The organism is Chromobacterium sp. CV08, from assembly GCF_051129845.1.
GTDB lineage: Bacteria > Pseudomonadota > Gammaproteobacteria > Burkholderiales > Chromobacteriaceae > Chromobacterium.
On sequence record NZ_CP150453.1, the window covers coordinates 1304706 to 1322413 of the forward strand.

Annotated in this window: 20 protein-coding genes; 9 read left to right on the forward strand and 11 right to left on the reverse strand. The window is 68.0% G+C overall.

The annotated features are described in order from the left end of the window. Nucleotides 1–13 precede the first annotated feature (13 nt). The 4 genes from WNM05_RS06180 to purM form a co-directional block, all read right to left on the reverse strand. A complete protein-coding gene (locus tag WNM05_RS06180; RefSeq protein ID WP_434635125.1) occupies nt 14–1267 on the reverse strand; it encodes an RsmB/NOP family class I SAM-dependent RNA methyltransferase in 1254 nt (417 codons plus the stop codon). Beyond that, nucleotides 1263–2375: a DUF3108 domain-containing protein gene (locus tag WNM05_RS06185; protein ID WP_434633444.1), complete on the reverse strand. Its 1113-nt coding sequence runs from the start codon at nt 2373–2375 to the stop codon at nt 1263–1265. The genes WNM05_RS06180 and WNM05_RS06185 overlap by 5 nt, the downstream gene beginning before the upstream one ends. Further along, the gene (gene purN / locus WNM05_RS06190; protein ID WP_434633446.1) at nt 2376–3017 is read right to left on the reverse strand and encodes a phosphoribosylglycinamide formyltransferase; all 642 of its coding nucleotides are present in this window, start codon (nt 3015–3017) and stop codon (nt 2376–2378) included. A 97-nt stretch (nt 3018–3114) separates the two neighbouring features. Next, on the reverse strand, nt 3115–4152 hold the full coding sequence (gene purM / locus WNM05_RS06195) for a phosphoribosylformylglycinamidine cyclo-ligase (protein ID WP_434633448.1): 1038 nt from the start codon (nt 4150–4152) through the stop codon (nt 3115–3117). A gap of 238 nt (nt 4153–4390) precedes the next feature. On the opposite strand from purM, the gene hda reads away from it, so the two are divergent. From hda to WNM05_RS06220, 5 genes are all read left to right on the forward strand, one after another. Further along, nucleotides 4391–5065 carry a DnaA regulatory inactivator Hda gene (hda, locus tag WNM05_RS06200; protein ID WP_011137161.1) on the forward strand — a complete coding sequence of 225 codons (675 nt, stop codon included), beginning with the start codon at nt 4391–4393 and terminating at the stop codon, nt 5063–5065. Next, nucleotides 5062–5754: an HAD family hydrolase gene (locus WNM05_RS06205; RefSeq protein ID WP_434633449.1), complete on the forward strand. Its 693-nt coding sequence runs from the start codon at nt 5062–5064 to the stop codon at nt 5752–5754. The genes hda and WNM05_RS06205 overlap by 4 nt, the downstream gene beginning before the upstream one ends. A gap of 175 nt (nt 5755–5929) precedes the next feature. Continuing rightward, the gene (locus WNM05_RS06210) at nt 5930–6805 is read left to right on the forward strand and encodes an ATP-binding protein (RefSeq protein WP_434633451.1); all 876 of its coding nucleotides are present in this window, start codon (nt 5930–5932) and stop codon (nt 6803–6805) included. Nucleotides 6806–6845: 40 nt separating this feature from the next. Beyond that, a complete protein-coding gene (locus WNM05_RS06215) occupies nt 6846–7781 on the forward strand; it encodes a Nudix family hydrolase (RefSeq protein WP_434633452.1) in 936 nt (311 codons plus the stop codon). Continuing rightward, complete coding sequence (locus tag WNM05_RS06220) at nt 7778–8212, forward strand: hypothetical protein (protein WP_434633453.1); 435 nt, start codon at nt 7778–7780, stop codon at nt 8210–8212. Before WNM05_RS06215 ends, WNM05_RS06220 begins: the two co-directional genes overlap by 4 nt. 59 nt (nt 8213–8271) lie before the next feature. Here the strand turns inward: WNM05_RS06220 and WNM05_RS06225 are convergent, their stop codons facing one another. The 3 genes from WNM05_RS06225 to WNM05_RS06235 form a co-directional block, all read right to left on the reverse strand. Continuing rightward, on the reverse strand, nt 8272–8472 hold the full coding sequence (locus WNM05_RS06225; RefSeq protein WP_434633455.1) for a hypothetical protein: 201 nt from the start codon (nt 8470–8472) through the stop codon (nt 8272–8274). 155 nt (nt 8473–8627) lie between these two features. Next, a complete protein-coding gene (gene ubiA / locus WNM05_RS06230) occupies nt 8628–9503 on the reverse strand; it encodes a 4-hydroxybenzoate octaprenyltransferase (RefSeq protein WP_434633457.1) in 876 nt (291 codons plus the stop codon). Next, on the reverse strand, nt 9500–10024 hold the full coding sequence (locus WNM05_RS06235) for a chorismate--pyruvate lyase family protein (RefSeq protein WP_434633459.1): 525 nt from the start codon (nt 10022–10024) through the stop codon (nt 9500–9502). The genes ubiA and WNM05_RS06235 overlap by 4 nt, the downstream gene beginning before the upstream one ends. 104 nt (nt 10025–10128) lie before the next feature. On the opposite strand from WNM05_RS06235, the gene WNM05_RS06240 reads away from it, so the two are divergent. The 3 genes from WNM05_RS06240 to WNM05_RS06250 all read left to right on the forward strand — a co-directional run bounded on the left by WNM05_RS06240 (nt 10129) and on the right by WNM05_RS06250 (nt 11696). Continuing rightward, the gene (locus tag WNM05_RS06240) at nt 10129–10473 is read left to right on the forward strand and encodes a CidA/LrgA family protein (RefSeq protein ID WP_434633461.1); all 345 of its coding nucleotides are present in this window, start codon (nt 10129–10131) and stop codon (nt 10471–10473) included. After that, entirely contained in the window at nt 10470–11174 is a 705-nt protein-coding gene (locus WNM05_RS06245; RefSeq protein ID WP_434633462.1) for an LrgB family protein, read from the forward strand. Before WNM05_RS06240 ends, WNM05_RS06245 begins: the two co-directional genes overlap by 4 nt. A gap of 63 nt (nt 11175–11237) precedes the next feature. After that, a complete protein-coding gene (locus tag WNM05_RS06250) occupies nt 11238–11696 on the forward strand; it encodes a SixA phosphatase family protein (RefSeq protein WP_434633464.1) in 459 nt (152 codons plus the stop codon). 51 nt (nt 11697–11747) lie between these two features. Here the strand turns inward: WNM05_RS06250 and metE are convergent, their stop codons facing one another. Beyond that, nucleotides 11748–14030 carry a 5-methyltetrahydropteroyltriglutamate--homocysteine S-methyltransferase gene (gene metE, locus WNM05_RS06255; RefSeq protein ID WP_434633465.1) on the reverse strand — a complete coding sequence of 761 codons (2283 nt, stop codon included), beginning with the start codon at nt 14028–14030 and terminating at the stop codon, nt 11748–11750. A 95-nt stretch (nt 14031–14125) separates the two neighbouring features. On the opposite strand from metE, the gene WNM05_RS06260 reads away from it, so the two are divergent. After that, on the forward strand, nt 14126–15052 hold the full coding sequence (locus WNM05_RS06260; protein WP_434633466.1) for a LysR family transcriptional regulator: 927 nt from the start codon (nt 14126–14128) through the stop codon (nt 15050–15052). 19 nt (nt 15053–15071) lie between these two features. Here the strand turns inward: WNM05_RS06260 and WNM05_RS06265 are convergent, their stop codons facing one another. From WNM05_RS06265 to ntrC, 3 genes are all read right to left on the reverse strand, one after another. Continuing rightward, the gene (locus WNM05_RS06265) at nt 15072–15221 is read right to left on the reverse strand and encodes a hypothetical protein (protein WP_199406774.1); all 150 of its coding nucleotides are present in this window, start codon (nt 15219–15221) and stop codon (nt 15072–15074) included. 197 nt (nt 15222–15418) lie between these two features. Next, nucleotides 15419–16210: a substrate-binding periplasmic protein gene (locus WNM05_RS06270; RefSeq protein ID WP_434633469.1), complete on the reverse strand. Its 792-nt coding sequence runs from the start codon at nt 16208–16210 to the stop codon at nt 15419–15421. A gap of 85 nt (nt 16211–16295) precedes the next feature. Continuing rightward, nucleotides 16296–17708, reverse strand: coding sequence for a nitrogen regulation protein NR(I) (gene ntrC / locus WNM05_RS06275; RefSeq protein WP_434633471.1), 1413 nt, complete (start codon nt 17706–17708; stop codon nt 16296–16298).

Below are 17708 nucleotides of genomic sequence, written 5' to 3' on the forward strand. Positions count from 1 at the left end.
ATCTGATCCCGCTTTAGGCCTGGCTGCGTTCCAGCACCGCGGCGAAGAAGCCGTCGGTATTGTGCAGGTGCGGTTTCAGTTCCAGATAGTCGCCGCATTGCAGCGGGATTTTTTGCTCGGCCAGCACCTCGTCCATCTTTACCAGCCTGAAGTCGGCATGTTCGGCGAGGAAGGCCTCGACGATGGCCTGGTTCTCCTGCGGCAGCAGGCTGCAGGTGGCGTACACCAGGCGGCCGCCGTTCTTCACCAGACGCGAGGCGGAGGCAAGGATGGACGCCTGCTTGGCGTTCAGCTCGGCGACGCTGTCCGGGCTCTGGCGGAATTTCAGGTCCGGGTTGCGGCGCAGCGTGCCCAGGCCGGAGCACGGCGCGTCGACCAGCACGCGGTCGGCCTTGCCGGCCAGGCGCTTGACCTTGGCGTCGTTCTCGTGCGCCAGCAACTGCGGATGCACATTGGACAGGCCCGAGCGGGCCTGGCGCGGCTTGAAGTTGGCCAGGCGCTTCTCTGATACGTCAAACGCGTACAGACGGCCGCTGGAGGCCATCTGCGCGCCCAGGAGCAGCGTCTTGCCGCCGGCGCCGGCGCAGAAGTCCACCACCATCTCGCCGCGGCGGGCGCCGGTGATCAGGCCCAAGAGCTGGCTGCCCTCGTCCTGCACCTCGAAGGCGCCGGACTTGAACAGTTCGTGCTTGGACAGCGCCGGCTTGTCCTTCAGGCGGATGCCCAGCGGCGAGTACGGCGTCGCCTCGCAGGCGATGCCTTCGGCGTTCAGGCGGTCCAGCAGCTCCTCGCGTCGTATCTTCAGCGTGTTGACGCGCAGGTCCAGCGGCGCCATCGACATCAGGCCCTGGCCCAGCGCTTCCACCGCTTCCGGCGTCTGCTCGCCGAGGCGCTCGATCACCCATTGCGGCAGCTCGGCGCGGATTTCCAGGCTGTCCTCCAGCGCCTTGCCCTTGATCGTGCCCAGCCATTCGCGCTCGCCGGCGCTGGTGGCTTCGGACAGTTCCTTGACGTTCAGCTTGTTGAACTTCATCAGCGCGACCAGGGCCAGGCGGCGCGGCGTGGCCTTTTCCGGCGCGATCAGCGCGCGCAGCTGGATCAGGCGGCGCAGCGCGCCGAAGGCGGTCTCGGCGATCAGGTGGCGGTCGTTGCCGCCCAGTCTGCTGTGTTCGCGGAAGTAGGCGGACAGCACGGCGTCGGCCGGGCGGTCGAATCGGGTCATCTGGCCGATGACGGTTTCCAGGTGTTTCAGTTGGCTATGGCTAATGTGCATTTCTGTTCCGTATCGTCGGTTGCGGCGGCAATTCCCACTGCCGCTTGCCGTTCACATCTACGCGGATCGCTTTCAGCTCGATCCGCTTGTCCTTGTCGGCGCGCAGTATGCGCACCGGCAGATTGGCGAAATCCGGCGCCAGCCAGAACTCGGTGACGTCTCCGTCGCCCTGGGCGCGGAACACGATCACGCGCATCTTGCCGGCGCCGGTGTCGTAGTCGAAGGCGCCTGCGGGCGCCATCGGGTATTCGTAGACCTTCTTGGCGGTGGTGATCTGTATCGGCGCGGAGCCCAGATCGCCGCCTTTCAGCGCCAACTGGAAAGCCAGGCTGAACGCGTCCTGCGCGCCGGGCTTCAGCGGCAGCTGCTTGTCTTCGCTGCCGCCGTAGCGCAGCAGGCCGGCTTCGTAGTCGAAGCGGGCCGCCTCCTTCAGATCGCCGCCGCGGAAGGACTGGATGCTGTCCGGCCGCAATCCCGACTTGTCTATCGTCCCTTGTGCAAGATAGCGCAGCTTCGGTCCGATGAAAGGACTGACGGTGATGTCGAGCCGGTAATGCCCCTGGCCGCGCTGCCAGTCCAGGTCGCCGAAGCCGACCATCGCCGACCCCCAATAGCCCTGGTAGCGTATCCGGGCGGCAGCCGGGAACGCCTGTTGCGGCGCGTCCGGATGCAGGAAGCCGGCGTTGTCGGCGTGGTTCTCGCGCGGCGGGACGGCCGCCGCCGGCGCGCTGGCCGCCTCCGCCGCCGACGCGATTTCCGTCGCCGGCGCGGAGCTGGTCCGGGCGGCCGGGGTCTCCGTTGTCGGCGCCGAGGCCGGCTTGACCTGTTCCACTGGCTTGGACGCCTCGCGCTTGCGGGCCGGCTTCGGTTTCGGCTTCGGAGCCGTTCTGGCGGGCGGCAGGCTGACGCCGGCTGCCTGCGGGGCGCGCGGCGGCGGCGTTTCGTCCAGCCGCATCGCCTGCATCTTGACGTCTATCTTCTCTAGCTTGGGCTCTTCCGCCGGCGGCGCGCTGATCGCCGGCAACAGGTCGGAGCCGAGCAGCGCGAGGTGCAGCAGCAGCGACAGGACGAGGGCGATCAGCAGCAGGCGGAGACGAGTCATTTAGGCTTTGGCGTTGGGTCGCGGAGACAACAGGCTGGCGGCGGCCCCGGGACCGCTGGCCACCTTGCCGTCCACGACGGCGATCTCGCCTGCGACGAAGCGGCGCACCGCTTCCGGATACAGCTGGTGTTCCAGTTTCAGCACGCGTTCCGCCAGGCTGTCCGGCGTGTCGCCGTCCAGCACACTGACCGCGCCCTGGGCGACGATGGGGCCGTGATCCAGCTCGGCGGTGACGAAGTGTACCGTGCATCCGGCCAGTTTGCAGCCCATTTCCAGCGCGCGCTCGTGGGTGTGCAGGCCGGGGAAGGCCGGCAGCAGCGACGGATGGATGTTCAGCATCCGGCCTTCGTAGCGGCGGGTAAAGCCCTCGGTCAGGATGCGCATGAAGCCGGCCAGTACCACCAGGTCCGGCGAGTGGGCGTCTATCGCCTCGGCCAGCGCGGCGTCGAAGGCCTCGCGGCTGGCATAGGCCTTGTGGTCCAGCGAGACGGCGGCGATGCCGCGCTCGGCCGCCCAGGCGAGACCGGCCGCGTCCGGGCGGTTGGCAATCACCGCGGCGACGCGGGCGCCGGGAATGGCGGCCTCGACGATGGCCTGCATATTGGAGCCGCGGCCGGAAATCAGGATGACGATGTTTTTCATGTGCCGATACTTAATCGATATTCGGTTTGGCATCCGCCAAATGACAAGCGCCGCCGGCGGGGCCAGCGGCGCGCAGCGCTACAAGGGAGAGACGGCCTCAGGCGATCTGCGTCTGGTGCTCGTCGCCGACGCGCGCGCGCACCCGGCCGATGCGGTAGACGGTCTCGCCGGTCTCGCGCAGCAAGGCCATCGCCTGCTCGGCGTGTTCCGGTGCCACCACCACCACCATGCCTATGCCGCAGTTGAAGGTACGGTACATTTCCTGGATGTCCACATTGCCTTCGCGCTGCAGCCACTGGAACAGCTTCGGCAGTTCCCAGCTCTTGGCGTCGATCTGGGCGACGGTGTCGTCCGGCAGCACGCGTGGCGTGTTTTCGGTGATGCCGCCGCCGGTGATGTGGGCCATGCCCTTGACCGGCAGCGTTTCCATCAATTTCAGCAAGGGCTTGACGTAGATGCGGGTCGGCGCGATCACCGCGTCGCGCAGCGTCTTGCCGCCGTCGAACGGCGCGTCCAGCTCCGGCTGGGCGCGGTCGATGATCTTGCGCACCAGCGAATAGCCGTTCGAGTGCACGCCGTTGGACGCCAGGCCCAGCACCACGTCGCCGGCGACGATGTCGCGGCCGCTGATCACCTTGCTCTTCTCGACGACGCCTACGGCGAAGCCGGCCAGATCGTATTCGCCGGCCGGGTACATGCCCGGCATCTCGGCGGTTTCGCCGCCGGTCAGCGCGCAGCCGGCCTGTTCGCAGCCGGCGGCGACGCCCTTGATCACCTCGGTGGCCTGGGCCACGTCCAGCTTGCCGCAGGCGAAATAGTCGAGGAAGAACAGCGGCTCGGCGCCCTGGACCAGGATGTCGTTGACGCTCATCGCCACCAGGTCGATGCCGACGGTGTCGTGGCGGTTCCAGTCGAAGGCCAGCTTCAGCTTGGTGCCCACGCCGTCGGTGCCGGAAACCAGCACCGGCTCCTTGTACTTCTTGGATATCTCCACCAGTGCGCCGAAACCGCCGATGCCGCCGAGCACCTCCGGGCGCATGGTGCGCTTGGCAAAAGGCTTGATGTTTTCGACCAGCGCGTCGCCGGCGTCGATGTCTACGCCGGCATCACGGTAACTGAGGGACGTGGTATTCAAGATAAACTCGCTTTCTGCAAACTTGAAATATTTTTACATCAAGCTTTCGCCGGTGCGAAAGCACTGTATTTTAACTGAAAATCGGCAAAAAGGCTGGTGTGGCGGGCGGTCTTTCGTCGGCGTCGCCGTCATTTGCCTATGTCATCAATCTTGTCGGGGAAAATGGCGGTTCCAAGTGGGGCCCGACTCAGCGTAAAATCGGAACATTGATGTCAGCACGCAACGCAGCACCGCAAACTTGGACCAGCTCGTACTCGATCTCACGCCCACGCCGCTGCCGGCCTTCGACAATTTCCTGGCCGAGCGAAACCGCGAAGTGATCACCGCCCTGACCGCCACCGAAGGCGAACGCTTCATCTATCTGTGGGGCGAGCCCGGTTGCGGCAAGACCCATCTGCTGCAGGCCTGGATCGCCCACGCCGAGCGGCTGGGGCGCGCCGCCATCTATCTGGACGGCAAGGGCGATCATTTGCCGGATTTCGCGCGCGAGGCCAGCTTCATCGCCGTCGACCATGTCGACGACCTGGCCCCGGACGACCAGATCATGCTGTTCTCCTTCTACAACTCTCTGAAAGAGGGCGGGGAGGGCAGGCTGCTGATGGCCGGGCGCAAGCCGCCGGTGGCGCTGTCTGTGCGCGACGACCTGCGCACCCGCCTGGGCTGGGGCCTGGTGCTGGAGGTGAAGGCCCTGTCCGACGACGACAAGCTGGCCGCGTTGAGGAGCCACGCCGCCAACCGCCAGCTGTCGATACCGGACGACGTCTACCGCTACCTGCTCACCCACTGGCGGCGCGACCTGACCAGCCTGATCTCGATGATAGACATGCTGGACCGCTACTCGCTGGCGCTGAGGCGCCCGATCACCGTGCCGCTGGTGAAAAACGTTTTGCAAACCGCCACACCGGAATCATGACGACCGCCACCCCCGCCAAACGCAGGCTAGCCCTGTTCGACCTCGACCACACGCTGATCGCCGGCGATTCCGATTTCGAATGGCCGCGCTTCCTTATCAAGCGCGGCATTCTGGACGCCGCCCAGTACGACGAGCGCAACAGCTATTTCTACAGCCAGTACCAGAACGGCACGCTGGACATGAACGAGTACCTGGCGTTCATCCTGGCGCCGCTGACGCGCTTCTCGCGGCATCAGCTGGACGAATTGCACGCCGACTACCTGGAAAACCACATCAAGCCGCTGATCCCGAACAAGGCGCGGGAGCGGCTGGCCGCTCACCGGGCCGAAGGCGACGAGATCGTCATCATCACCGCGACCAACCGCTTCATCACCGGTCCGATCGCGCGTGAGCTGGGCGTCGAGCACCTGATCGCGATCGAGCTGGAAGAGGATGCGGCCGGCAACTTCACCGGCCGTCCGACCGGCGTCTTGAGCTTCAAGGAAGGCAAGATCACCCGCATCGAGCAGTGGCTGGCCGAACGAGGCGAAAGCTGGGACAGCTATGGCGAGAGCTTTTTCTACAGCGATTCGCACAACGACCTGCCGCTGATGAAGCTGGTCGACCATCCGGTGGCGGTGGACGCCGACGACAAGCTGCGGGCTTACGCTGAGGAACATGGCTGGCCGGTGATTTCTCTACGAGATTGATCGCGCCGGACAAGACACCCGATGCCGCGTTGCGCCGCCTTGCCGTACGATGTGTACTGTCTGCGGCGGCGCGCCTTGCCTCGAGCGCCTTGTCCGCCGCTTTTGTTTTATATGACTTTTACAGCCTGCCGCCTTCGTGGCAGGCTGTTTTCTTATCGGCAGAAAGGAATGCTCGATGGACGCCCTGCAGGATTTTCTGCGCCGCGCCGAGGCGGTGCTGTCCCGGCTGGAACCGATGCTGCCGCCGCCGCGGCGCGAGCCGGACTGGAGCGCGCAGGCCTTCCGCTGGCATCGCCAGGGTCTGGCCGACTGGCTGGAGGCGGTGCATGAGCCGCACGCGGTCGACGCCGACCGGCTGGCCGCGGTGGACACCCAGCGCGAGCAGCTGCTGGCCAATACCCGTCAGTTCGTCGCCGGCCTGCCGGCCAACAATGTGCTGCTGACCGGCGCGCGGGGCACAGGCAAATCGTCGCTGGTCAAGGCGCTGCTGCCGCTGTTCGGCCGGGACGGCCTGAGACTGATCGAGATAGACCGCGAACATCTGGCCGATCTGCCGCAGCTGGTGGAACTGCTGTCCGGGCGGCCGGAGCGTTTCATCCTGTTTTGCGACGACCTGTCGTTCGAGCATGGGGACGCCGGCTACAAGGCGTTGAAGAGCGCGCTGGACGGCAGTCTCGTGCGCCGCTGCGACAATCTGCTGGTGTACGCGACATCGAACCGCCGCCACCTGCTGCCGGAGCAGATGAGCGAGAACCGCGAGGGCTGGATGCGCGACGGCGAGATCCATCCCGGCGAGGCGGTGGAGGAGAAGGTGTCGCTGTCCGACCGCTTCGGCCTTTGGCTGTCCTTCTACCCGTTCGACCAGGACGCCTACCTGGCGGCGGTCAGGGCATGGCTGGGCCATTTCGGACTGAAATACGGCGACAAGGCCGAGCGCGCGGCCTTGCAGTGGAGTCTGTCGCGCGGTAGCCGCTCCGGCCGCGTGGCCTGGCAGTTCGCCTGCCACTGGGTCGGCAGCCAGAAGCTGGCCAGGCAGGACGGCAAGAAATGAAGACCGGGCGGCGCACGCCCATAGCCGATGAATCGAAGACATGACGAGCAACAAGATCATAGACGTGGTGGCCGGCGCGCTGATGCGGCCGGATGGCAGTTTCATGCTGGGCAGCCGGCCCGAGGGCAAGCCCTATGCCGGTTACTGGGAATTTCCCGGCGGCAAGGTGGAGGCCGGCGAGACGCCGCTGGCGGCGCTGAAGCGCGAGTTCCATGAGGAAATGGGCATAGCCGTCACCGTCGCCACGCCGTGGCTGACCAAGGTTCACCATTACGAGCACGCGTCTGTGCACCTGCGTTTCTTCCGCATCTGGGACTGGAAGGGCGAGCCGCAATCGCGGGAGGGCCAGGCCTTCGCCTGGCAGGCGCCGGGCCGGCTGACGGTGGAGCCGATGCTGCCGGCCAACGGCCCGATCCTGAAGTCGCTGGCGCTGCCGGACCGCTACGCGATCACCTGCGCCGCCGAGATCGGCGTAGAGGCGCAGCTGGCGAGGCTGGCCGAGCGCGACTGGGGCATGGTGCAGGTGCGAGAGCCGCAGATGGGGCGCGAGGAACTGGCCGACTTCGTCGCCCGCGCCGCCGCCATCGTCCGTCCGCGCGGCGGCAAGCTGGTGGTCAACGCCGATCCGGCCTGGCTGGCCGGCTGGCCGGTGGACGGCGCGCACCTGAACGGCGCGCGGCTGGCCGCGCTGAAGGCGCGGCCGGCATTCGACTGGGTCGGCGCGTCGATACACGGCGCGACCGAGTTGGCGCGCGCCGGCGAGCTGGGGCTGGACTACGCGCTGCTGAGTCCGGTCGCGCCGACGGCCAGCCATCCGGGCGCGGGCGTGCTCGGCTGGGACGGCTTCGCCGCCTGTCTGGCCGCCGGCGTGCCTTTGCCTGTGTACGCGCTGGGCGGGCTGGATGCCGGCGATCTGGACGCGGCGCGCGGGTACGGCGCCCACGGCGTCGCGCTGATGCGGGGAGCGTGGCGATGACGGCGAAGCAGCGCAAGCTTCTGCTGCTAGGCGTCGCCTTGCTGGTCTTCGGCGCCGTCAAATTCGGCCTGATCTACTGGTATCTGCACAACAAGCCGGCGGCGCCGGCCGCGCAGCGGCTGTCCTGCGCGATAGCCGGCGGCGCGGTCTGTCCGCTGCCCGGCGGCGGCGGCCTCCGTTTCGAGACGGCGCCGGCCCACGGCCGGCCGTTCGTGATGCGCTTGGACGGCGTCGGGACCGGCGCGGCGCCGACGGCCGATTTCACGATGCCGCAGATGGACATGGGCTTCAACCGCTACACCTTCGTCCGCGACGGCGCGGGCTGGAAGGCCACGGCGACGCTGCCGATGTGCGTCAGCGGCAGCCGTCGCTGGCAGGTGGAGGTGAAGCTGGGAGGACAGGCCTATCTGCTGCCGTTCGACGTGCGCTGAGCGGCGCGGCCGGCCATGAAAAAAGCTCCCTTGCGGGAGCTTTTTCTGCGCCTGGCGGCTTACTTGGCGGCGGAAGCGGCCTTATGCTTCTCGTGAGCGGCGCCGGAAGCGTGCTTCTTGTGCGCTTTCTTGTGATGCGACTTCTTGTGCTCGGTCTTGTGTTCGGCCTTCTTCTCGGCGGCCGGCGCGGAGGCGGACGGGGCGGCGAAAGCGGAGGCGGCGAAAGCGGTAGCGATCAGAGCAAGCAGCAGTTTTTTCATGATGTTCACCTTCCTGTGTGACTTATTGGTATCGGTTGCGATCGGCATCGATTGCCATCGGGACAGGGCCCGACCTTGCTCAGAACCGATCGCGGCGGCGAAGTTCATGAAACCGGGGTGATGACTGTGTAATTTATTGTAAATGGCATATTTTCTCAGGCCAGCCAGTAGCCGAGGACCAGACCGGCGAAGACGGCGGCGCCGACGCGGTTGTTGTCCAGGAAGGCCTTGAAGCACAGCGCGCGGTCGCGGTTCCGGATGTCGCGGTATTGCAGCGCGATCAGCGCCGCGGCGGCGGCGAGGCCCAGATAGTAGGGCCAGGCCAGCGCCAGATGGACGCCGATGCCGCACATCAGCGCCAGGAAGGCGGCATGGCACAGCATCACGCCGGCGACGTCGTAGTCGCCCATCGTGATGGCCGAGGTCTTGATGCCGATTTTCAGATCGTCGGGCTTGTCGGCGATCGCGTAGGCGGTGTCGTAGGCCACCACCCAGAACAGATTGGCCAGCAGCAGCAACCAGGCAAGCAGCGGCACCTCGCCGGTCTCGGCGGCGAATCCCATCGGGATGCCGAAGGAGAAGGCGACGCCCAGATAGGCCTGCGGCATCGGGAAGAAGCGCTTGGTGAACGGATAGCTGGCCGCGATCAGCACCGCCGGCACGCTCAACAGCTTGGTCAGATGGTTCAGCGGCAGAACCAGCAGGAAGGAGACGGCGGCCAGCAGGGCGGCCAGCAGCAGCGCCTCCTTCTTGCTGACCGCGCCGCGGGCGAACGGACGCTGGCTGGTGCGCGCGACATGGGCGTCGAAGTCGCGGTCGGCGTAGTCGTTGATCACGCAGCCGGCCGAGCGCATCAGGAAGGTGCCCAGGCAGAAGATGGCGACGATGGACAGATGCGGCTTGCCGCCGGTGGCCATCCACAAGCCCCACAGCGTCGGCCACAGCAGCAGCAGCGTGCCTATCGGCTTGTCCCAGCGCATCAGCTGCCGGTAGTTTTCATAGCGGTCGCGGACGGTGGCGAGCGGAATCACAGCAAATCCTCCAGCGAGGGCAGGAACAACTCGGTCAGCAACAGCGGCGAGCCGCCGAGCAGGAAGCGGCAACGGCGCGCCGGATAGCCGGCGGCGGCCTGGGTTTGCGCGGCGGCGGCGGCCAGCGGATGGCCGGCCGCCAGCAGGCCGTAGCGCAGCGGTTCGCGGCTGAGTCCGGCCAGCTCGCCGAACAGCGTCAGCCCCAGCGAGCGGCTGCCGCGCTGCAACAGCGGCAGCCAGTCCGGACAGCCCGGACGGGCGGCGCTGCGGGCGAACACCACCGGGACGTCGTCCAGCGTCAGCAGCACGTGGCGCGCGTACATCGGCTGGCCTTCGGCCAGACCCAGCGCGTCGGCCTCGTCGGCCTGGACACGGTCTTCTCCCTGATGGAGCACGGTCACCGCGAAACGGCGGCCGCCGGCCTGCAGCCTGAGGCTCAGCGAGGCCGGTTCGGTCAGGCAGTCCAGTACCGAGGCGGGAAGGGCGGGGGGCGCTGAGCGCCACGGGGCATCGTTTACCATGGCGCGCATTATGCCAAAAGCCGCCGGCGCTTGTCGCCTGCGGCGATACCCGGCCCGGGGACTTGCCGTTATCATCAGTCGACGACGTATGCCGGGGGAAAGCGATGCTGGATCTGCTGTTGTGGCTGCTGGGCTACCAGCTTGCCGGGGAGGCGCTGGTGCGCGGGATGGGGTGGCCGATGCCGGGGCCGGTGATGGGCTTGCTGCTGCTGTTCGCCACATTGTGGCTGCGCCGGGCGGTGCCGGCCGCATTGCAGCGCGAGGCTCCCCGCTTCCTCGGCCACATGTCGCTGCTGTTCATTCCGGCCGGCGGCGCCTTGCTGGCCTACGCGCCGATGCTGAGCGCGCACGGCTGGCAGCTGGCGCTGATCATGCTGGCTTCCACGCTGGCGACGCTGCTGTCCACCGGGCTGGTCCTGAAGCTGCTGTTGCGCGGGAGGCGGCATTGACGGCGGCCTGGCTGGATTCGCCGCTGAGCGGCGTCTTCGTCACCTTGCTGGCCTACCGGCTGGCGCTGGCCGGCCACCGCCGCTGCCACGGCCATCCGCTGGCCAATCCGGTGCTGCTGGGCGTGCTGATCGTGCTGGCCTGGCTGTGGCTCAGCGGCAGCACTTATCAGCAATACATGAACGGCGCCCGCTTCATCCAGCTGCTGCTCGGACCGGCGACGGTGGCGCTGGCGGTGCCGCTGTACGGCAATCTGGCGCGCCTGAAGAAGGCGGCTGCGCCGCTGCTGGCCAGCATCGCCGTCGGCGGCCTGGTGGGGATGGGCAGCGCGGCGGGCCTGGGCTGGTGGCTGGGCCTGGACCACGCGGTGCTGGTGGCGCTGTCCACCCGCGCGGTGACCACGCCGATCGCGATGGGCCTGGCCGGCGGACTCGGCGCCTCGCCGGAGCTGGCGGCTATGTTCGTCATCGTGTCCGGCATCGTCGGCGCGGTGCTGGCGCCGCCGCTGTTCCGATGGCTGGGCTGGGACGACGACATGCTGCTGGGCGTGGCCACCGGCGTTTCCGCGCACGGCATCGGCACCGCCAGGCTGTTCCAGTTGTCCGAGACGGCGGGCGCCTTCGCCGGCCTGGCGATGGGCCTGAACGGCGTGTTCACCGCCTTGGCGCTGCCGTCGCTGGTGCGGGCGCTTGGGCTCGGTTAGCATGCGGGGGCGCGGCTGTCTTGACATCGAGATGGGCCGCCGCGGCAAAAAAAGGAGAATGTCATGGATTTGATTTTGTGGCGCCACGCCGAGGCCGAGGACGGCGTCGACGATCTGGCGCGCGCGCTGACCCGGCGCGGGCAGCAGCAGGCCAGCCGGATGGCGTCGTGGCTGCGCGACAGGCTGCCGGACGATTACCTGCTGCTGGCGTCGGAGGCGAAGCGCTCGCAGCAGACGGCCGCCTACCTGGCCAAGAGCTATGAAGTGCTGCCGGAGCTGAATCCGGGAGCGGGAGGCGACGAGGTCTTGCAGGCGGTAGGCTGGCCCGAGGCCGGGCGCGCGGTGGTGGTGGTCGGCCACCAGCCCTATATCGGCTGGCTGGCGGCGCGACTGCTGGCGGAGCAGCAGCAGATGTGGAGCGTGAAGAAGGGCGCGGTGTGGTGGCTGAACCGCCGCGAGCGGGGCGGCATCGAACAGGTCAGGCTGAAGCTGATGCTGACGCCGGGGATGCTGGAGCCGTGAGCCCCGAGCCTTCCCCCTGTCCGACGCCCCGCTTCGCCGGGGCGTCTTCCTTTACGCGTTCTGCACCAGTTCCTCCCTCAATTCGCGGCTGACGGCCACCATCGCCGACAGCGCCGCCTCCACCTCGGCCCAGCCGCGGGTCTTCAGCCCGCAGTCCGGGTTCACCCACAGCCTGTCGGCCGGAATCACCCGCAGCGCCTTGTCCAGCGAGGCGCGGATTTCGCCGGCCGACGGCACGCGGGGGCTGTGGATGTCGTAGACGCCGGGGCCGATGGCGTTCGGGTAGCGGAAATCGCCGAAGCCGGCCAGCAGCGCCATGTCCGAGCGCGAGCTTTCTATCGTGATCACGTCGGCGTCCAGCGCGGCGATCGCCGGCAGGATGTCGCCGAACTCCGAGTAGCACATATGGGTGTGGATCTGCGTCGCGTCGGCGACGCCGCGGCTGGCCAGCCGGAACGCCCGGCCGGCCCAGTCCAGGTAGCCGTCGCGCTCGGCGCGCCTCAGCGGCAGGCCCTCGCGCAGCGCCGGCTCATCGATCTGGATCACGCGCACGCCGGCGGCCTCCAGGTCCAGCACCTCGTCGTTCAGCGCCAGCGCGATCTGGCGGCAGACCTCGCCGCGCGGCAGGTCGTCGCGGACGAAGCTCCACTGCAACAGGGTAAGCGGCCCAGTCAGCATGCCCTTGACCGGCCTGGCGCTCAGACTTTGCGCGTAGCGCGCCCAGTCCACGGTCATCGCCTTCGGCCGCGACACGTCGCCGACGATCAGCGGCGGCTTGACGCAGCGGCTGCCGTAGCTCTGCACCCAGCCGCCGGCGGTGAAGGCGAAGCCGGCCAGCTGCTCGCCGAAGTATTCCACCATATCGTTGCGCTCGGCCTCGCCGTGCACCAGCACGTCCAGCCCCAGCGCCTCCTGGCGGCGTATCGCCAGCTCGATCTCCCTCTCCATCGCCTGGCGGTAGTCGGCGTCGGACAGCTCCCCTTTCTTGAAGGCGGCGCGGCTGGCGCGTATCGCCGGCGTCTGCGGGAAGGAGCCTATCGTCGTCGTCGGCAGCGGCGGCAGCTTCAGCCAGGCCTGCTGCAGCCGGGCGCGGACAGGGTAGGGGCTGGCGCGGCCGTCGGCGCCTGCCGGCAGGGCCGCCAGCCGTTCGGCGACGGCCGCATCGTGGATGCGCGGGCTGGCGCGGCGCTGCGCGATGGCGAAATCGCTGCCGGCCAGCTCGTCGGCGATGGCGGCGCGGCCCGTCTCCAGCCCGCGCCTCAGCGTCCTCAACTCGTTCAGCTTCTGTACCGAGAACGACAGCCAGCCTTTCAGCTCAGGGTCCAGCGCGGTCTCGGCGGCGGCGTCGAACGGGCTGTGCAGCAAGGAGCAGCTCGGCGCCAGCCACAGCCGTTCGCCCAGCCGCTCGGCCAGCGGCTGCAGCCGGGCCAGCAGCGTCGACAGATCGGCGCGCCAGACATTGCGGCCGTCGACGATGCCGGCCGACAGCACCTTGTCGGCCGGGTAATCGGCGAGGAAGGCGTCCGCCTGTTCCGGCGCGCGCGCCAGATCCAGGTGCAGGCCGGCCACCGGCAGCGATTTCAGCAGGCCGGCTCGATCGGCGACGCTGCCGAAATAGGTCGCCAGCAGCAGCCTGGGCGCGCCCGGACCCAATTGCGCGTAGGTCGGCGCGAAGGCGTCCAGCCAGGCCGGTTCCAGATCCAGAGCCAGTATCGGCTCATCCAGCTGCGCCCATTCGACGCCGGCGTCGGCCAGCGCGACCAGCAGCTCGCGGTAGGCGGCGACGAGGCCGGGCAGCAGCGACAGCTTGTCGAAAGGCCCGCCCCTGGTCTTGCCCAGCCACAGCAGGCTCAGCGGGCCCAGCAGCACCGGTTTGGCCGCGATGCCCAGCGCCTGCGCCTCGCGCAGCTGCGGCAGCAGTCTCTCCGGCTGGGCGGCGAAGGCGGTGTCGGCGCGCCATTCCGGCACCAGGTAGTGGTAGTTGGTATCGAACCACTTGCTCATTTCCAGCGCCGGCTGGGCCGCGTTGCCGCGCGCCAGCTCGAAGTACTGGGCGGTGGAGAGCGCGGCGGCGTCGAAGCCGAAGCGAGCCGGCGCGGCGCCGACCAGCAACTGGGCGTCCAGTACGTGATCGTACAGCGAGAAGTCGCCGACCGGACTCAGCGCGACGCCGGCGCCTTTCTGCAGCAGCCAGTGCCTCTGGCGCAGCTCCTTCGCGCCCTGATGCAGCGCGGCGGCGTCCAGTTCGCCCTTCCAGTGGTTTTCCAGCAGCGTTTTCAACTCGCGCCTGGCGCCGATGCGCGGGAAGCCGAGCAGGTGGGTGGGGTGCTTCATTGCCGCGTTCCTGTCTTGTCGTGATGGAACAAGCATCTGTCATTGTTGTGTATGATTCAAACTCATTATTTTGCTGTTCAGCATGAATGGAATCGATGATGAGCGCTTTGGAACTGAGGCATCTGAGGAGTTTGCTGGCGCTGGCGGAAAGCGGCAGCGTGTCGCAGGCGGCGCAGCGGGTGTATCTGACGCAGTCGGCGCTGTCGCACCAGCTGAAGCAGCTGGAAACCGGCTACGGCCTGCCGCTGTTCGAGCGCAAGACCCAGCCCTTGCGTTTCACGCCGGCCGGCGAGCGCCTGCTCCGCTTGGCGCGCGAGCTGCTGACCCGCGTGGCGGAGGCCGAGCGCGATCTGTCGCGGATACGCCAGGGGGAGGCCGGCGAGCTCAGGGTGGCGGTGGAGTGCCATACCTGCTTCGACTGGCTGATGCCGGCGATGGACCAGTTCCGCCAGCACTGGCCGGCGGTGGAGCTGGACATCGTGTCCGGCTTCCACGCCGATCCCGTCGGGCTGCTGCTGAGCGGCCGCGCCGACCTGGCCATCGTGTCCGAGGCGGAGCCGCAGGCCGGCGTCGCCCATCTGCCGCTGTTTTCCTACGAGATGGTGGGCATCGCCGCGCGCGAGCATCCGCTGGCGGCCAGGCCGGCATGGCGGGCGCGGGACTTCGCCGGCGAAACGCTGATCCATTATCCGGTGGCCGACGAGATGCTGGACCTGCTGCGCAAGGTGTTGGCGCCGGCCGGCGTCGATCCGGCGCGGCGCACCGCCGAGCTGACCATCGCCATCATCCAGCTGGTGGCCAGCCGCCGCGGCGTGGCGGCGCTGCCCTACTGGGCGGTGCAGCCCTATCTGGACCGCGGCTATGTGGTGGCGCGAAGGATAGGCGACGACGGCCTGCACAGCGAGCTGTACGCGGCGCTGCGAGAGGCCGACGCCGAGCGCGCCTACATGCAGGATTTCGTGCGGACGGTGCGCGACAGCAGCTTCGCGACGCTGCCGGGACTGTCGCCGTTGCAGGCATGACAGTCCGTGGACGCCGTCGTCAGAGCGCCCGGGTCAGCAGGTAGTAGACGACGTAGATCCAGCTCAGCAAGCCGTGGATGATGGCCCACAGTATCGAGTGGTTGGCTGACCAGGACAGGGCCACCGCGATCAGCGTGCCCAGCGTGAATCCGGCTCGAGGCGCGTTCATGGCGATCGTCTCCGCTATGGGGTTCGGACAGTCTATGACAGCGGAAGACGGCCCGGCGTTCATTCATTAAGAGCCGCTAACAAAACCGCGCAGCGTACCTGAGCCAAGGCGCGCCGACGCAGGCAGTGCAAGTAGTACGACAAGGAGGCGCAACGCAGGATCAGGGATTTTGTTCGCGGGTCTAAGCACGCGAACGATCAATCGGTATCGTATGCGGCCGGTTTCCTGCCCGGCGGCGGCGCCGACTCCGGCAGATAGCGCGCGCGCAGTTCCGGCAGCTGGCGCCACAGGCAGGCGGCCTGCCGCGGCCGGTGGCCGGCGAAATCGCGGCTGAACACCCAGTAATAGGTCTTGCTGCGCAGCGGCGGCGACAGCCGGCGTATCTTCAGTTCGGGGTGGTGGCGCAGATAGAGGTCGCCGGCCAGCTGATGCAGCACATAGGCGTCGGTGCGACCGGCCTGCAGCTTGGCGAAGTTGTCGGCGATGCCGTGGCTTTCCTCGACGGCGATGCCGCGAGCCAGCAGGTCGCGGCCTATCGACCAGCCCTGGTTGATGCCGACGGTGCCGCCTTCCAAGCCGGACAGGCCCAGGCCGTTCCAGCGCAGCGGGCTGTCGTCGCGGACATAGAAGGCGTAGCTGAACGTCGCCATCCGTCGCTGCGGATCAGGCTGGCCGCCGCGCAGCGGAAACGCCATCTTGTCGGCGCGCTCCTTGTGATAGGACAGCAGCAGCGCGCCGTCGACGCGGCCCAGCGCCAGATTCTGCACGATGCGTTCGCCGGGCTGGCGCGCGAAATCCGCCTGCAGGCCGCAGCGATGCAGCGCGGCCTGGGCCAGCTCGATGGCGCGGCCCCGCGGCGGGCTGGCGGAGGAGGGGTCTTCAATGACGTAGGGACTGGTCAGCGCGTCGCTGACGGCGATCCGCAGCGGCGGGGCGGCGGACAGCGTCAGCGGGCACAGGCAGGCCAGCGCGAGCGGCAGACGGGGCATCGATAGCGTCGGGCAATAGATTCTGCCCAATTCTATCAGTATTTATTGAAAATGACGCCCAGTCAAACGATTGATTGATTAACAATTATCCATTGTGATCGCGCGGTTCCAGTCCCAGTTCCTGGATCTTGCGCGTCAGCGTGTTACGGCCCCAGCCCAGCAGGTGGGCGGCCTCGACCTTGCGGCCGCCGGTGTGGGCGAGGCTGGCGCGTATGCAGGCGGTTTCGAAGCGCTGGATCAGCGTGTCGGCGATGCCGGTCTCCCCGGCCTGCAGCCGCAGCCGGATCTCGTCGGACAGCTGTTTCTCCCAGTCCCCGTCCGGCGCCGCCAAGTCTCGGCCGGCCGGCTCGCGCAACTCCGGCGGCAGGTCGGCCATTTCGACGGTCTGGCCCGGCGCCATCACGCAGATCCACTGGCACAGGTTTTCCAGCTCGCGCACATTGCCGGTGAAGGCGCTGCGCTGGATCAGCGCCATCGCCGCCTCGGACAGCCGCTTCGGCTCGACGCCGAGCTGGGAGGCGCTCCTGGCCAGGAAGTGGCGCGCCAGCAGCGGGATGTCCTCGCGCCGCTCCCTCAGCGGCGGCAGCCGCAGCCGTATCACGTTCAGGCGGTGGTACAGGTCTTCGCGGAAGCGGCCCTCGCGCACCCGCTGTTCCAGATTCTGGTGGGTGGCGGCGATCACCCGCACATTGGCCTTGATGGGCGTGTGGCCGCCGACGCGGTAGAAATGGCCGTCGGACAGCACCCTGAGCAGCCGCGTCTGCAGCTCGGTCGGCATGTCGCCGATCTCGTCCAGGAACAGCGTGCCGCCCTCGGCCTCCTCGAAGCGGCCGCGGCGTGTGGCCAGCGCGCCGGTGAAGGCGCCCTTCTCGTGGCCGAACAGCTCGGACTCCAGCAAATCCTTGGGGATGGCCGCGGTGTTCAGCGCGATGAACGGCTTGCCGGCGCGCGCCGAATGGCGGTGCAGCGCCTCGGCCACCCGCTCCTTGCCGGTGCCGGACTCGCCGGTGATCAGCACGGTGACGCTCGATTGCGCCAGCCGGCCTATCGCGCGGAACACGTCTTGCATCGCCGGCGCCTGTCCCAGCAGCACAGGCATCGCCTCCAGGCTGTCGGCGCCGTCGTCGCCGGCCTGGCTTTCCGCCAGCGCCCGCTCGATCAGCAGCACCGCCTGGTCGATGTCGAACGGCTTCGGCAGGTATTCGAAGGCGCCGCCCTGGAAGGCCGACACCGCGGAGTCGAGGTCGGAATGCGCGGTCATGATGATGACCGGCAGCTGCGGGTGCTCGGCCTTCACCTTGGCCAGGAACTTCAGGCCGTCGGTGCCGGGCATGCGGATGTCGGAAATGATCGCCTGAGGGGTGTCGTCGTACAGCGCGTTCAGCGCGTCGTCGGCGCTGGCGAAGCTGTCGAAGCCGATGTCGGCGCGGCTCAGCGCCTTTTCCAGCACCCAGCGTATCGCCTTGTCGTCGTCTATGATCCAGACCGGCTTGGCCAT

Bases quoted from the DNA above. Each gene is read 5' to 3' on its own strand.
- WNM05_RS06185 (WP_434633444.1), bottom strand. From the start codon at position 2,375: ATGACTCGTCTCCGCCTGCTGCTGATCGCCCTCGTCCTGTCGCTGCTG.
- purN (WP_434633446.1), bottom strand. From the start codon at position 3,017: ATGAAAAACATCGTCATCCTGATTTCCGGCCGCGGCTCCAATATGCAG.
- WNM05_RS06205 (WP_434633449.1), top strand. From the start codon at position 5,062: ATGACGACCGCCACCCCCGCCAAACGCAGGCTAGCCCTGTTCGACCTC.
- WNM05_RS06210 (WP_434633451.1), top strand. From the start codon at position 5,930: ATGGACGCCCTGCAGGATTTTCTGCGCCGCGCCGAGGCGGTGCTGTCC.
- WNM05_RS06215 (WP_434633452.1), top strand. From the start codon at position 6,846: ATGACGAGCAACAAGATCATAGACGTGGTGGCCGGCGCGCTGATGCGG.
- WNM05_RS06220 (WP_434633453.1), top strand. From the start codon at position 7,778: ATGACGGCGAAGCAGCGCAAGCTTCTGCTGCTAGGCGTCGCCTTGCTG.
- WNM05_RS06225 (WP_434633455.1), bottom strand. From the start codon at position 8,472: ATGAAAAAACTGCTGCTTGCTCTGATCGCTACCGCTTTCGCCGCCTCC.
- WNM05_RS06235 (WP_434633459.1), bottom strand. From the start codon at position 10,024: ATGGTAAACGATGCCCCGTGGCGCTCAGCGCCCCCCGCCCTTCCCGCC.
- WNM05_RS06240 (WP_434633461.1), top strand. From the start codon at position 10,129: ATGCTGGATCTGCTGTTGTGGCTGCTGGGCTACCAGCTTGCCGGGGAG.
- WNM05_RS06250 (WP_434633464.1), top strand. From the start codon at position 11,238: ATGGATTTGATTTTGTGGCGCCACGCCGAGGCCGAGGACGGCGTCGAC.
- metE (WP_434633465.1), bottom strand. From the start codon at position 14,030: ATGAAGCACCCCACCCACCTGCTCGGCTTCCCGCGCATCGGCGCCAGG.
- WNM05_RS06260 (WP_434633466.1), top strand. From the start codon at position 14,126: ATGATGAGCGCTTTGGAACTGAGGCATCTGAGGAGTTTGCTGGCGCTG.
- WNM05_RS06265 (WP_199406774.1), bottom strand. From the start codon at position 15,221: ATGAACGCGCCTCGAGCCGGATTCACGCTGGGCACGCTGATCGCGGTG.
- WNM05_RS06270 (WP_434633469.1), bottom strand. From the start codon at position 16,210: ATGCCCCGTCTGCCGCTCGCGCTGGCCTGCCTGTGCCCGCTGACGCTG.
- ntrC (WP_434633471.1), bottom strand. From the start codon at position 17,708: ATGGCCAAGCCGGTCTGGATCATAGACGACGACAAGGCGATACGCTGG.